Raw genomic sequence first — 13,937 nt, 5'->3', positions numbered from 1 at the left:
GCGCGGGGATGGGTTCCGTACTCGCCGGAACCGGTTCGGTCTGCCCGCTACTCCCGCTACTCCCGGTACTCCGGCGTGGCGGTCCCGACTGGGCCGCGCCGGAAGCCGACCGGGACCGTTTCCGCCGCCTGGCGCGCTCCCCCAGAAGCGCGCCAGGCGGGGTAGCGGTCCCGCCGCAGACTCCCCCTCAGGCAGCGGGCGGGACCTGGGCAGTGGCTCGGGTGGCCCGTAGGGCGTACCAGGAGATGAGGACCATGGCGGCCGTGGCGGGCAGCGCGACCAGGACTCCGGCGAGACCACTGCTGATCACGAAGCCGGCGAGAGTGCCGATGAAGAAGATCACCGGGATCCAGCGCGGCACGGCGCGGCCGCGCCACAGGGCGACGGCGATCAGCACCATCGCGATGATGCCGCAGAGGGCTCCGGGGGTCACCAGGGCGGTGAAGCGCCAGGTGTGGTCGTTGGCGTGGTCCACGAAGGCCCTGCCGGCCGCCGGGTCGAGAACGGCAGGGTCGGTGGCGTAGCCGTACAGCACCGCGATCGAGGCGAGGCCGGCGCTGAGCAGTGCACCCGACAGGACCGACAGGACCGCTCCCACCCGGGCGAGTACGCTGCCCCGGGTGCGTACCAGCAGGCAGACCGCGAAGGCGGTACCGGTGGTCAGCAGGGCCTGACCGATGCCGCCGAAGGCGGTGAGAGCCCAGAAGCGGTCGGGGTGCCCGGCGATCTCCTGGAAGGCGAAGCCGTGGCTCGGATCCCCGTTCGGGGTGAACCCCGTGAGCAACAGGCTGAGCGCGTTGCCCACCACGACGAGACCGAGGACGGCCACGGCGAGCGGGCGCAGGAAGGACCGCGTCTCCGCAGAGACGTAGGCGGTGGTCCGCGGGACCAAGAGTGCGGGCTGATCGGACATGGCGGTCTCCCCCTTGAGTGATGGACTCTGCGACGCCTCGCGGCGCTCCGACGCATCTCCGGCCGTGGACGGGTGTTCAGGGACGGCAACGAAGGGTGCGTGTGGAGCCTCCACGCTGCCAGCGCCGGCCCGGCTCGCACATCGGTGCGGGCACGGGAGACGCTCTGCGTGTCAGCACGGATGCCGAGGACCGCCTCCGCCTCTACCGTTGGTCCATGCCATGGCCCCGTCGAGTCTCTTTGGCCGTCGCGCTGTTGACCGCAGGAAGTGTCGTGGCGGTCTGCGCTCTGACTCCCCTTGCCGCCGTGTCCGCCGGCCAAGTCCTGGACCTCGTGATGTCCGTGGCCGCCGGCGTGCTGGCCACGTTCCTGGGCCTGTTCGTCTCGCGCCGGCGCCCCGCCAACCCGGTCGGCCCGCTGCTCGGTCTCGTCGGGCTGGCACCGCCGTTGGTCATGCTGACCGACACCTATGCCTATGTGAACCTCTCCCGGCCGCTGCCCGGCGCCGAGGCGATCCATCAGCTCGCGGCCGGGCTGTGGACGATCTGGTACGTGCCGGTCCTGCTGCTGATGCTGGTCTTTCCCAGCGGACGGCTGCCATCGGGCCGATTTCCGCGTCTGGTGCTGTACGGGGTGCTGACCGACACGCTCGTCTTCAACGTGACGGCCGTCATGGACCCGACGCGGTACGCGCCGCCGTTCGAGGACTACGGGCATCCACTGCCCACGCTGCCCGATTCCGCGGTCTGGATCTCCTTCCTGGCGCTCGGGCTGTTCATGGTCCTGCTCGTCTGCTCGGCCCTGGTGATGCGCGGCCGCTACCGTGCGGCGGGCCCCATCGAGCGGGCGCAGTTGCAGTGGTTCGCGCTCGGTGCCGTCGCGCTGCCCGGCACGCTGCTCCTGTGCTGGACGGACTATCTGCTCTTCGGGCACGTCGGCGTCCTGATCTGGGTGGGCCTGATCTCGCTCTGTCTCGGGGTGCCCTCGCTCGCCGCGCTCGCCATCCTGCGCCACGATCTGTACGACGTGGACCGCGCGACCAGCGCCGTCGTGACCTGGGGCCTGGTGACCGCCGGGCTGCTCGCCGTCTACAGCGCCGCGTCCTTCACCGGCGGCCTCGCGCTGGGCCGGGGCAGCGCGGTGGCGGCGGCCGCCGTGACGGCGCTGGTCGCCGTAGTGCTCGTGCCGGTGAAGAACCGGGTACGCCGGTCGGTGGACCGGCGTTTCTACCCCGCACGCGAACGGGCGCTGGCTGCGGTGAACGAGCTGGAACGCGAAGTGCACGCGGGACGGGCGCGGCCCGAGCAACTGGAGGAGGTGCTGCGGGACGCACTGCGCGAACCGCGGCTGCGGGTCGGGTATCTGCTGCCGGGCGGCACGGAGTTCCACGACACGGCCGGGACACCGGTGGTCCAGGGCACCGAGGTGCGGCTCGCCGGGCGCCCCATCGGGATCATCGACGGGCCGTGCCCGCGCGAGGTCGCCACCGCCGGCGCACTGCTCGTCGAAACCGTACGGCTGCGGCTCGAACTCCACCGGGCACTCGACGAGGTGGAGGCCAGCCGCAGCCGGTTGCTGCGGACCGGATACCGTGAACGGCGCCGCCTGGAGCGGGACCTGCATGACGGCGCCCAATCGCGGCTGGTCAGCCTCGGCATGGCGCTGCGGCTCGCGCAACGCCATCTCGACGACGGCAGCGTCGACGTCGACGGGCTCCTCGACCAGGCCGTGGCTGAACTGGGCACAGCGGTTGCCGAGTTGCGCAAACTGGCGCACGGCCTGCGGCCGAGCTCACTCGACGACGGGCTGGGCCCGGCCCTGGAGGCCCTGGCGGCACGAGCCCCGGTGCGACTCGACTGGCGGCTCGACGGACGCCCGCTCCCGGACGACATCGCCACCACCGCGTACTACGTAGCCAGCGAGGCCGTCACCAACGCCGTCAAGCACGCCGAGGCCACCAGCATCGGAGTGGCCGTGGGCGGGAACGAGGACGGGGCGCTGTACGTGACCATCCAGGACGATGGGCGCGGAGGGGCCGATCCGGGCAGGGGATCAGGGCTCTCGGGGCTCAAGGATCGCGTCGCCGCACTCGGCGGACTGCTGCACGTCACCAGCACCCCCGGCGGCGGTACGACCGTGGAGGCGGTGCTGCCATGCGCATCGTGATCGGCGAGGACTCCGCTCTGTTCCGCGAGGGCCTGGCACGACTGCTCGCGGACGCCGGGCACGACATCGTCGCCCGCGCCGCAGACGCGCCCACCCTCATCGCTGCCGTCACCGAGCACCGCCCCGACCTGGCCGTCATCGACATCCGGATGCCACCGGACCTCACCGACGACGGCGCCCGCGCCGCCCGGCGGATCCGGGACGCCTTCCCCGACCTCGGCATCGTGCTGCTCTCCCAGCACATCGAGACTCGCAACGCCGTGGAACTCGTCACCAGGGGCCGTTTCGGCTACCTCCTCAAGGACCGCGTCTTCGACGTGGACGACTTCATGGACGCCCTGCGCCGCGTCGCCGCGGGCGGCTCCGCCCTCGACCCCGAAGTCGTCTCCCGCATGATCGGCACCCACCGCGACCCGCTCGCCGCGCTCACACCACGCGAGCTCGAAGTGCTGGCCCTGATGGCCGAGGGCCGCACCAACCTCGGCATCGCGCGACGACTGTGGCTGACGGAACGAACCGTGGAGACCCACGTCGCCTCGATCATGGCCAAGCTGGGTCTCACCACGAGCGCGGAACACAACCGCCGCGTCCTGGCGGTACTCGCCTACCTCACCGCCCGAGAAGGCCGATAGCAGGAGGCGACCGGCGCGCACGACACTCCCGCGATCGGGTGTTGTGCCCCATGCTGGGGCCGCGTCGTTTGCCAGGGGCTGTGGGTGGGTGGATAGTGCCAGAGGTGCGTCCGACGGTTGGGGCGACGTGGCCGTGTGGTGTCCCGGTCTGCGCCAGGGGCGGCGGGTACCGGCGCCGGGGTGTGCGTGATCTCGCCGTGAACGCTGCGCGTGACGGGATGATGCCTCCGCACATCACGCCCGCGAGCGCCGCCCGGTCTGGCACGCGTAGGCGTCCGGGCAGGTCGATACCCGCGGTCGTAGATCGCCCGCAGCCACGGTTCGCGACGGCGGGTATGCGGGCCAGTGTGTACGGGAAAGCGGCGCGGGATGGCCGCAGGGGCATCGGCGGGTGTGGTGGCAGGGGATCGTCGCGTTCCACGCCTTCAGGTAGCCCTCCGACGTGACGGCAGGCGGTGATCCCCGGCGCTGCCACGTACCCGACTTTCCAGGTGTCGGCCGTCCCCGACGACGGCGTCGAAGCCGTCGGCAAACGCGCCCCACTGATCTGCTGGGTCGAGCAAGAACCCTGCGACCGCAGCCTGCCGTTCTACTCATGGCGCCCTCCGGGCCGTCCCGACCATGAGCAGGTGGACAGCCGATGACAACCGCGTCCTCCCTACGGCGAACCCCATCGGCCCCAGCCGTCGTCGGCTACGTCCGCGCGGCCGTAGGACAGAGCCCCGTCCCGCAGATCAACAGGCCCATGCGGACCGCCGTCGCCGAGGCCGGCCCGCTGCCTCGCAGTAGCCGCGGAAAGGGGTGTTCCGCCGACCGCGGAGACGCAAGCCAGTAGCCTGATCGAGCGGAGTCCGTGAGACATGGGGGTGGCGAGTGCAGGCGCCTGCGACCGTCGCGCAGCTCGCTCTACTCGTCCTTCTCGTGCTGCCCGGGGTCACCTATCAGTTCGTCCGGGAACGCCGCCGTGGTCCGGTGCCCGGTGAGCGTGATCTGGGTGAGCGGGTGTTGCGGGCGATCGTCGCGTCGATCGCGCTGGACGCCCTGTACGCAGTGGTGGCGGGGCCAGCGCTGGTTCGCCTGGCTCGAGGCGCCGGCGGCGGCTGGGACGGCTTCGTGGACCGGCCGCGAGTGGTCGGCTTCGTCGCCGTGGTGCTGTTCCTCGTCGTGCCGGCCATGGCGGCGGTCACCGTTTCCCTGGTGGATCGGCAGCGGCGCAAGGCTCGGTTCCTGCGCACGCCGAGCGCCTGGGACCACGCATTCCGCGACCGCGAACCATGCTTCGTGCGCGTGCGGCTCAAGGACGGCAACTGGGCGGGCGGCTGGTACGGGAACCGGTCGTACGCCTCCTCGTACCCCCACCCGGCCGAGCTGTACCTCGAATCGGCGCGCGTGATGGGTGCAGACGGGGCGTTCGGCGCGCGCGTGCGCGGGACGGCGGGCCTGCGGCTGCGGGCGGAAGACTTCGACGTGCTGGAGTTCGTCGAACCCGGAGAACCGGCGACCGTGCCGGAGGAGGAGCGATGATGGCGCACGAACCCGTGCCCCCGCCCGAACCCGATCTCTCGCCTGAAGAGGTGGCACTGCTGCAGGAGGCCGCGGATCGCGGATACACCCCGAAACGCACGGTCGCCGAGCCGGACGAGGCGCCTGGCGGCCCGGCTGGCACCTCGAACGGCAACGAGGACTGACGGGTGGGAGGCGGGCCCGTGAACGGCTTGGCCGAGCGGTTCTGGGAGGCGTTCCACGTGGCCCGGCACAGCGCGGACCCCGCGTCGGTCGAGAAGGCGATCGACCTCGGCCGTGCCGTGCTGGCCGCGGAGGACGTGGCCGAGCGCCGCTTGGTCCTGTCCAATCTCGGGGGCCTGCTGCAGACCCGCTACCACCAGACCGGCGACTTCGAGTTCCTGCAGGAAGCCGTCCGCATTGTCACGGAGGCTTACTTACTGGCATACGAAAGCCCGGAGGACTCGGCCAGCTACGCCAACAACATCGGCATGCTGCTGCATACCGCGTTCCGGCAGAACCAGGACCGCGGAACCCTGGCCGACGCGCTGGAGTGGAGCCGGACGGCCGTTGACGAGGAACCGTCCACGGAGAAAGCGTTCTACCTGGGTAACCTCATTGTCGCGCTGCGGACGGCGTTCACTGTGACGAAGGACCTCGCCTCCCTGGCGGAAGCCGTGGAGCACGCGCGGGCCGCCGTCGAGTGCTCCCCCGATGACGTGCTTACCGCGAGGAGTCTGCACTTCCTCGCCGTGGTCCTGCGCGACTGGTCCCATGAGACCGGGGAGACCGGTGTCGTGGAGGAGGCTGTCGTCGCCGCGCGGCGAGCGGTGGAGCTCACGCCGGCCGGGTCGTCCGACGTGCTCGACCGGTTGAAGAACCTCGCGTACCTTCTCGACGACCGCTACCAGGCTCGCGGAGCGCGGGATGATCTGTCCGAGCTGCTTCGGGTCCGGCAGACGCTGGTGGCCCACACCCCGGTCACCGATCCGCGGCACTCGCAGAACCTCGTCGAGCTGACGACCACGGAACGAGACTGGGCCGCGCTCACCGGCGAGCGCCCGAAATCGACCCCCGACTGGGAACGCGCCGACACCGAAGCCGAAGCGTGCGGCCGCTACGCCGCCGAGTTCGAGCTGACCCGGGACTCGGCCCTGCTCGAGCGGGCGATCGAGCTGGGACGCTCGGTGGCGGCGGCAACCCCCGCCGGGCACCCACGCCGCGGCGTGCGGCTGGACCACTTCGCTGCGGCGCTGGCCACCCGCGGTGAAGCGTTCGGGGATCGCGTCGCGCTCGCGGAGGCCGTCATGATCGAGCGGGAGGCGGTCGCGTGCACATCCGCGGGGAATCCGCGGCGGGTCCAGTTCATGGGCAACCTCGCCGTCAACCTGCACGCGTTGTTCCAAGCGACCGGAGAGCTGGCTCACGTCGTAGACGCGATCGACGTTGCTCGCCGTGCCGCCGAGGTCACCGCAGGGCACGACCGCCACCCGTATTTACTCGAGATCCTCGCCGCCGTGCTGCACACCCGGTTCCTGGTGACCGGCGAACTGCAGGTTCTGTCAGAGGCGGTCGACCGCGCGCGGGAGTCCGTCCGCCTCGGCGCGAGCCTCGTCCCCGGGCAGGCACAGCGGCTCTCCAACCTTGGCGCCATGCTGTCCGACTGTTTCGCCAGGACGGGCGAGGCGAGCGTGCTCGACGAGGCGATCGACGCGCACCGCGCGGCCACGGATGTGACGGCGGACGGCGACCCGGACCGGGCAGTGCGGCTAGCCAATCTCGGCGGTGTGCTGGAGATGGCGTACGAGAAGTTCGGCGACCGGAACGCGTTGCGGGACGCCATCGCCGCGCGGCGGGCGTCCGTGGCCGCGACTCCGGAGGACAGCCCGCACTGGCCCCGGTACACCTCGAGCTTGGCCGCTGCGCTCGGCGACTGGTGCACGAACCCCGTCGCACCCGCCGTCGCGCGACGGGAGCCGCCGGATCCGCAGGTCCTCGCCGAGGCGGTCGGCCTGGCCCGGAGTGCGGCGCGGAGGCCCGAGCAGAACGCCTATTCGCGGGCGAGTTCACTGACCCGCGTCGCCGACGTCCTGGCGCTCGGCTTCCGGCACCTCGGCGACGGCGACGCGCTGGCCGAGGCACTCGGCTGCTATCGGGAGGCCGCGGCGTCTGCCGGATCGCCGACGGCGAGTCGGGCGGAAGCGGCGGACCGGTGGGGCGGTCTGTCAGCCGAGGCGGGGCAGTTCGACGTGGCCGCCGAGGGGTACGCCGCCGCGGTCCGGCTGCTGCCCCGGCTTGCCGGGCGCCGCCTGGGCCGCGAGGACGCCCAGTACTGGCTCGGCCGGTTCGCCGGGGTTGCCGCCGACGCGGCTGCGTGCGCGCTGGCCGTCGGCGACGAGGTGAGCGCGGTGACCCTGCTTGAATCCGGGCGCTGCGTGCTCGCTGCCCAGGCACTCGACAGCCGCAGCGATCTTTCCGGTCTGCGCGAGCAGGCACCCGAGCTGGCCGAGCGCTTCCGGACGCTCACCGTGGAGTTCGAAACCGACACCACGAGCGACCGCGTGGCGCTCGCCGACGAGCTCGACGCGGTGACCGACCGGATTCGTGCGCTGCCCGGGATGGAGCGGTTCCTACGGCCGCCGCTGCTCACCGACCTCACCGCGCAGGCGCACGAGGGCCCGATCGTGTACATCAACGTCAGCCGGCACCGGTGTGACGCGCTGATCATCACTCCGGACGGGGTCCGGTCACGCGCGCTGGACGGTCTGAGCGAAGAGACCGTGAGTCACCGCGTACGCGCTCTGCACACCGCGTTCACGGAGGGGCGGCTGATCGCCGAGCAGGCGATCCATGACACGCTCGAGTGGCTGTGGGACACCGTCGTGGGCCCTGTGCTGGGCGAACTGGGGCTGACGGCGGAACCGGCGGCGGATGGTCCGTGGCCAAGGATCTGGTGGGCCCCGGTCGGATCGCTCAGCCTGCTTCCGCTGCACGCGGCGGGCCACCACCGCGACGGCGGACCTGTGCTCCTCGACCGCGTCGTCTCCTCGACGACGCCGACGATCCGCGCCCTGGGGCACGCCCGCGCGGGCCGCCGCGACGACCGGAACGAGCCGCGGCTGCTGGTGGTCGCGATGCCGCACACTCCGGACGCCCCGGACCTGCCCGGTGCACAGGCCGAAGCCGACCACCTGGCCGCTCTCATACCCGGCGCCACGGTCCTGGTCGGCGCGGACGCGACTCGTGACGCCGTTCTCGACGCATTGCCGGCCAGTGGCTGGGCGCACTTCGCCTGCCACGGGTACAGCGACCCGGACAACCCTTCGGACAGCCACCTCGCGCTGCACGACCACGATCGCACGCCGTTTCGGGTGTTGGACATTTCCGGGCTGCGCCTGCGGAACGCGGAGTTCGCTTTCCTGTCGGCCTGCGACACGGCCCGCACCACCGCGCGCCTGTCCGACGAGGCGATCCACCCGTTGGCGGCTTTTCAGATAGCCGGGTTTTCCCAGGTGGTCGGCACACTCTGGCGCGTCGACGACGCCGTGGCACCAGCCTTCACTCAGCAGATCTACGGCGAGTTGATCGCGGATCGATCCGGTGCGTTGTGCGCGTCGGCGGCGGTCCATCGCACGGTCAGGCAGCTCAGGACGAAGTATCCGAACCTGCCGTCGGTGTGGGCCGCACACGTCCACGCCGGCGCCTGATGACGCACTCCGTCGTATCGGAGGTTGACCCGCAGTCGACTCGGCCAACTGCGTCGGTAGCTGTCTGTCATCGGCATCCGCTCGTGGCTCCCCTTTGTGTCAAGCCGTGGGCTCAATTTTGATCTCGGGCCCGATGAGCCGCTGAACGAGCTCTGTGTGGCCGGCGGGGCGAAGTAGGACGCCCGCCCTGCACTCGCCTCGTAACCGGGCGGCCTTTGACACGGCAGACAAACTGCCGCTGACATCGCTCGTACGTCAGTGCTAGTGGGGCCGCTCGGCTCCGCCTAGCACGATCTTCCACACTCGGGTCGCGACCTGGAGGTTGAGGCGGTCCTCGACGTTCGCGAGGTTGTTGCCGCTGATGTCGCGGATGCGCTGGAGCCGATAACGCAACGTACTGCGGTGGATCGCGAGGGATTCGGCGGTCTCGTCGTAGTTGCCGCCGCAGTCGAAGTACCGGGTCAGGGTCTCCACCATGGCTGTATGGTGCCGGGAGTCGTAGTCGACGAGCTTCCCGAGCCACTCGTGGACGAACGTTTCCAGTTCCCGGTAATCGTTGCCAGGTCCCAGAATGCGGTAGAGGCCAAGCTCGTCGAAAAACGTCGTGCCGTAACGCTCGCGGGAGTGGCGGCGCACTTCCAGGGCGCGCTGCGCCTCCTGGTAGCGGTGGGGGATGTCGTCCGGGGTGTTGCACGGGGCGCTCACCCCGATAGCCCCGGACCGTGTCCCGGTCTCCCGGGCAATCGCCTCGTACAAAGCCCGGGCGTGCGGTCTGTCGTCGGCGAGTAGGACCACGTGGTCGGAACGCCGGGTCAGCAGCGAGCGCATGCCCACGGCAGAGGCCGCCCGGCCCACGGTCTGTGCGAAGCAATCGTCCGCAGTCCGATTCGACCACTGCACCACGACGATGTAGTGGCTGCGGTGCAGGTCGTGTCCGACTGCCTCGGACCGGGCGTAGGCGCTCGCCTCGTCCGTCCCCGACAGGAGGTCGTCGGCCAGCTCGCGATGCAGCCTCAGCTCCACTTCGGCCAGAAGACGCAGGTGCGCCAGCTCCAGGGCGAGCAAAGTGGCGGCGTGCTCCAGCGCGAGCACAGTGTGCTCGTCGGCCTCGTCCCGGGCATCGACCAGGGCCAGCACGCCCAGGATCTCTCCGTGCTGGCGGACCAGGGTGATCAGCCGGTCCTTGATCCGCACCGGCCCGGCCTCCCGGGCGACGGCGTGCAGCATTTCGTCCTGGCGCACAGGGTCCGGTTCCGGATAGGGGTCAGGGCGGCTGGGGCCGGTCCAGGACCTCAGCCGACCGAAGCGGTCCTCGACCAGCGCGGGAAGTCCAGTGAGCCCGTGCAGAGCGCGGGTGATGGCTTCCTCGCCGCCGTCCGAGCCCGCGACCTCGGTCATGATCGCGTGAACGGCCCGCTGCCACCCCAGCTCGGCCACGACGGAAATCAGCTGCCGTTGGAGGGCAGTCCGTTCCTCCCTCAGCCGGTGAAGCTCCACCGCGTCCTCGCGGTGGCAGCGGTGTGCGAAGGCGACGGTCAAAGCAGCAGCGGCATGCCGGACGAGCGTGGCGAGCAGGGATCGCTCGGCCTCGGTGGGCTGGGATCGGGACGTCACCACGAGGTAGCCGAGGAGTCCCTCATGTCCGCGCAGTCCTAGGGCCCGGCCCCAGGATCGGTCGGGTACGGTCACAGGGCCGTCATGCCCGGCCAGCTCCCGCACCTTCCGGTCCACGGCCAAGGCATGGACCTGCCCGTCCCTCGGGTTGGGGACCAGGTCGCCGTCCACCCTGAGGTACCCGGCCTCGGCGCTATATGGCCCTGCGGCGGCTATGCCGTCCATGGCCAGGCACAGGATCTCGCCTTCGTCCCGAGTGTCGAATAGGGCGCGGGAGAGCGCCATCAGTTCGTGGGGGGCATGCTCGGCTGGGGCTGGAACGCGTGGGCGGGATCCTCTTCGCGTGGCCGTGGGGTACCGCCCGCTACACCGCGTGGGGCTGTTCTCCCGGTCGTAGTGGCGGTGGTACAGGTTGTGCGCCCGGCTGCCGGCCATGGGATCACTCCTTCCCCCCGAGCCTGCCCAGAAATGGCGGCGACCCTCCGTACGCCCCCACCCAACGTACTCGAGATATCCGGAGTCTTCGGCTTGTGCTCGCGGGGCGACGGGCTGTGCTGTTCTTTGACTCGCCGGGTGCAGGCGTAGAGCTGCTTGGTTCGCGAGTCTGGGGCTGTCGGGCGCTGCCGTACGCCCCGGCAGGAAGGACTGGGCGATGGCCGAGCATCCGCGTAGGCCGATTGTCACGTACGAGACGTGCCGGGAGGCCGAACGCGCGGTCGATCACGTCTCACCTGGGGTTTTCGTGCAGACGAGCGGCTGGAACCCCCTCGTCCCCGCCCTGCTCGCCGCCCTCTACGGCCCGATTTTTGGAGCGCTCGTGACCCATACCTGAACGATCAGATCCGCAGTGCCGGCGCATGCCGCCGCACCGGGAGGAGTTCCCCATGGCCAAGGCAGTGGGTATCGACCTGGGCACCACGAACTCGGTGATCGCCGTGTGGGAGGGCGGTGAGCCGTCCGTTGTGCCCAACAGCGAGGGCAACCGCACGACACCGTCCGTGGTGGCCTTCACCGACACCGGCGAACGCCTGGTGGGCCAGCTGGCCCGGCGCCAGGCGATCCTCAATCCCAAGGGCACCATCTACTCGGCCAAGCGGTTCATCGGCCGCCATTTCGACGAGATCTCCGACGAGGCCAGGGCGGTGGCGTACGACGTCGTCGAGGGCGACGGCGGGGCGGCCCGCTTCAAGGTGCGCGACAAGCTCTACGCGCCTGAGGAGATCAGCGCGCAGGTGCTGCGCAAACTCGCCGACGACGCCTCGAAGCAGCTCGGGGAGCGGGTCACGGAAGCGGTCATCACGGTCCCCGCCTACTTCAATGACGCTCAGCGCACCGCCACCAAGGACGCCGGACGGATCGCGGGACTGGAGGTGCTGCGGATCATCAACGAGCCGACGGCGGCCGCCCTCGCGTACGGCATGGACAAGAAGCAGCACGAGACCGTCCTCGTCTTCGACCTGGGCGGCGGCACCTTCGACGTGAGCATCCTCGACGTCGGCGACGGCGTGGTGGAGGTGCGTTCCACCGCCGGCGACAGCCACCTGGGCGGCGACGACTTCGACCGGCGTCTGGTGGATCACCTCGCGGACGACTTCCAGAAGGAGAACGGCATCGACCTGCGCAAGGACCCGCAGGCGCTGCAACGACTGTTCGAGGCCGCTGAGAAGGCCAAGACCGAGCTCAGTTCGGTGACGCAGACGCAGGTCAGCCTGCCGTTCATCACCGCCGATGCCTCGGGCCCCAAGCACCTCACCGACTCGATCATGCGGTCCACGTTCGAGCAGATCACCGGCGACCTGGTGGAGCGTTGCCTGGGACCGGTCCAGCAGGCAATGGCCGACGCCAAAGTCGGCGAGAGCGACATCGACGAGGTCATCCTCGTCGGCGGATCTACGCGTATCCCGGCGGTCCAGTCCCTGGTGCGCCGGCTGACCGGCGGCAAGGAACCCAACATGAGCGTCAACCCCGACGAGGTCGTGGCCCTGGGCGCCGCGATCCAGGCCGGGGTGCTCAAGGGCGAGGTCAAGGACGTCCTGCTACTCGACGTCACACCTTTGTCGCTGGGCGTAGAGACGCGCGGCGGAGTCATGACGAAGATCATCGAGCGGAACACCACCATCCCGGTGCGCCGCAGCGAGACGTTCTCCACCGCCGAGGACAACCAGCCGGCCGTCGATGTGGTGGTCCTCCAGGGCGAGCGCGAGCTGGCCGCCGACAACCGGGTGCTGGGCCGCTTCCAGCTCACCGACATCCGGCCGGCGCCGCGGGGCGAACCACAGATCGAGGTCACCTTCGACATCGACGCCAACGGCATCCTCAACGTCAAGGCCCGTGACCGGGACACCGGCAAGGAACAGGGCATCACCATCAGCGAGAGCTCCAACCTGGACCGCAGTGAGGTCGAACGCATGGTCCAGGAGGCCGAGCGCAACCGGGGCCAGGACCAGGCACTGCGCGAGGCCGTCGACGCCCGCAATGAGCTCGACGCCGTCGCGTACCAGGTCGAGAAGCGCCTGGCCGAACTGGGCGACGCGGCGCCGGCGCACGAGAAGGCACGCGCCGAGATGCTCGTGTCCGACGCCCGGGCGGCGGTCAAGGAAGAGGCGGGCGTGGAACGGGTGAGGCCCCTGACCTCCGAACTCCAGCAGGTGCTCGCCGGGCTGGCGGCTCATCAGGACGCGGCTACCACGGGCGGTCCCGGCCAGGACACCGCCACCGGTGGTCCCGCGAGTGGCGGTGGCGGTGGCGACGACGTCATCGACGCCGAGTTCGACAAGGACTGAGGCGCGCCATGCCCAGCAGCCCCCAGGAACCCCACCAGGCCGCGTCGGATCCGGTCGAACCGGTCCCGGAAGGCGCCGTACGCCCTCCTCGCGGGGACTTGCCGCAACCGGGCCCCCCGCCCGGGCCGGAAGCGGCGAACGGCGAACCGGGACCCGACGCCGCCGGCCCCGCGCGTGCCGAAGACGAGTACACGACCGCGATCCAGGAACTGGAGGACCGCTGGCGGCGCGCGCTCGCCGACCTCGACAACCTTCGCAAGCGTCACGCCAGGGAACTGGAGCGGGAGCGGGCGGTCGAGCGGTCGCGCACGGCGGCCGCCTTCCTGCCCGTCATCGACAACCTCGAACTCGCTCTTAGCCACGCGGGCGCCGATTCGGGCGCGATCGTGGAGGGCATCCGGGCTGTTCGCGACCAGGCAGTGAACGTCCTCGAACTGCTCGGCTACCCGCGGCACGCGGAGACCGGCGTCGCCTTCGACCCGGCCCGGCACGAGGTGGTCGGCGTCGTCCAGGACCCCGACGTGGAGCCGGGCACGGTCGTCGAGGTGCTGCGCCCCGGCTACGGGGACGGCGAGCGGCAGCTCAGACCAGCTGCGGTGACCGTTGCAAAGCGGGAGTGA

10 protein-coding genes are annotated in these 13,937 nt (G+C 70.7%); 8 read left to right on the top strand and 2 right to left on the bottom strand.

The window, feature by feature from the left end:
- Window positions 1–187: 187 nt before the first annotated feature.
- Entirely contained in the window at window positions 188–913 is a 726-nt protein-coding gene (locus tag ACFV3E_RS31280) for a hypothetical protein (protein WP_500537714.1), read from the bottom strand.
- Window positions 914–1,218: 305 nt separating this feature from the next.
- Here ACFV3E_RS31280 and ACFV3E_RS31275 point away from each other — a divergent pair, with 305 nt between their 5' ends.
- From ACFV3E_RS31275 to ACFV3E_RS31255, 5 genes are all read left to right on the top strand, one after another.
- Entirely contained in the window at window positions 1,219–3,078 is a 1,860-nt protein-coding gene (locus tag ACFV3E_RS31275) for a sensor histidine kinase (protein WP_500537713.1), read from the top strand.
- Window positions 3,066–3,710, top strand: a complete 645-nt coding sequence (locus tag ACFV3E_RS31270; protein ID WP_500537712.1) for a response regulator transcription factor — start codon at window positions 3,066–3,068, stop codon at window positions 3,708–3,710. Before ACFV3E_RS31275 ends, ACFV3E_RS31270 begins: the two co-directional genes overlap by 13 nt.
- Window positions 3,711–4,583: 873 nt before the next feature.
- Window positions 4,584–5,234 (top strand): DUF6338 family protein, encoded by a 651-nt coding sequence (locus ACFV3E_RS31265; RefSeq protein WP_500537711.1) that lies wholly within the window; start codon window positions 4,584–4,586, stop codon window positions 5,232–5,234.
- The gene (locus tag ACFV3E_RS31260) at window positions 5,231–5,398 is read left to right on the top strand and encodes a hypothetical protein (protein ID WP_500537710.1); all 168 of its coding nucleotides are present in this window, start codon (window positions 5,231–5,233) and stop codon (window positions 5,396–5,398) included. Before ACFV3E_RS31265 ends, ACFV3E_RS31260 begins: the two co-directional genes overlap by 4 nt.
- Before the next feature lie 18 nt (window positions 5,399–5,416).
- The gene (locus tag ACFV3E_RS31255; protein WP_500537709.1) at window positions 5,417–8,920 is read left to right on the top strand and encodes a CHAT domain-containing protein; all 3,504 of its coding nucleotides are present in this window, start codon (window positions 5,417–5,419) and stop codon (window positions 8,918–8,920) included.
- A 261-nt stretch (window positions 8,921–9,181) separates the two neighbouring features.
- Here ACFV3E_RS31255 and ACFV3E_RS31250 read toward each other — a convergent pair whose 3' ends face one another.
- Window positions 9,182–10,969, bottom strand: a complete 1,788-nt coding sequence (locus tag ACFV3E_RS31250; protein WP_500537708.1) for a PucR family transcriptional regulator — start codon at window positions 10,967–10,969, stop codon at window positions 9,182–9,184.
- Window positions 10,970–11,186: 217 nt separating this feature from the next.
- Here ACFV3E_RS31250 and ACFV3E_RS31245 point away from each other — a divergent pair, with 217 nt between their 5' ends.
- From ACFV3E_RS31245 to ACFV3E_RS31235, 3 genes are read left to right on the top strand one after another with little or no spacing between them, the layout of a single operon-like run.
- On the top strand, window positions 11,187–11,366 hold the full coding sequence (locus tag ACFV3E_RS31245; protein ID WP_500537707.1) for a hypothetical protein: 180 nt from the start codon (window positions 11,187–11,189) through the stop codon (window positions 11,364–11,366).
- 52 nt (window positions 11,367–11,418) lie between these two features.
- Window positions 11,419–13,317, top strand: coding sequence for a molecular chaperone DnaK (gene dnaK, locus ACFV3E_RS31240; RefSeq protein ID WP_500537706.1), 1,899 nt, complete (start codon window positions 11,419–11,421; stop codon window positions 13,315–13,317).
- Between the two features lie 8 nt (window positions 13,318–13,325).
- Window positions 13,326–13,937: a nucleotide exchange factor GrpE gene (locus ACFV3E_RS31235; protein WP_392619209.1), complete on the top strand. Its 612-nt coding sequence runs from the start codon at window positions 13,326–13,328 to the stop codon at window positions 13,935–13,937.

The organism is Streptomyces sp. NPDC059718 (assembly GCF_042733315.1).
Lineage (GTDB): Bacteria > Actinomycetota > Actinomycetes > Streptomycetales > Streptomycetaceae > Actinacidiphila.
This window is presented reverse-complemented; position numbering and strand designations above follow the sequence as displayed.

Excerpts from the sequence above, each read along its gene's own strand:
- ACFV3E_RS31280 (WP_500537714.1), bottom strand. The coding sequence starts at position 913 with ATGTCCGATCAGCCCGCACTCTTGGTCCCGCGGACCACCGCCTACGTC.
- ACFV3E_RS31270 (WP_500537712.1), top strand. The coding sequence starts at position 3,066 with ATGCGCATCGTGATCGGCGAGGACTCCGCTCTGTTCCGCGAGGGCCTG.
- ACFV3E_RS31260 (WP_500537710.1), top strand. The coding sequence starts at position 5,231 with ATGATGGCGCACGAACCCGTGCCCCCGCCCGAACCCGATCTCTCGCCT.
- ACFV3E_RS31250 (WP_500537708.1), bottom strand. The coding sequence starts at position 10,969 with ATGGCCGGCAGCCGGGCGCACAACCTGTACCACCGCCACTACGACCGG.
- ACFV3E_RS31245 (WP_500537707.1), top strand. The coding sequence starts at position 11,187 with ATGGCCGAGCATCCGCGTAGGCCGATTGTCACGTACGAGACGTGCCGG.
- dnaK (WP_500537706.1), top strand. The coding sequence starts at position 11,419 with ATGGCCAAGGCAGTGGGTATCGACCTGGGCACCACGAACTCGGTGATC.
- ACFV3E_RS31235 (WP_392619209.1), top strand. The coding sequence starts at position 13,326 with ATGCCCAGCAGCCCCCAGGAACCCCACCAGGCCGCGTCGGATCCGGTC.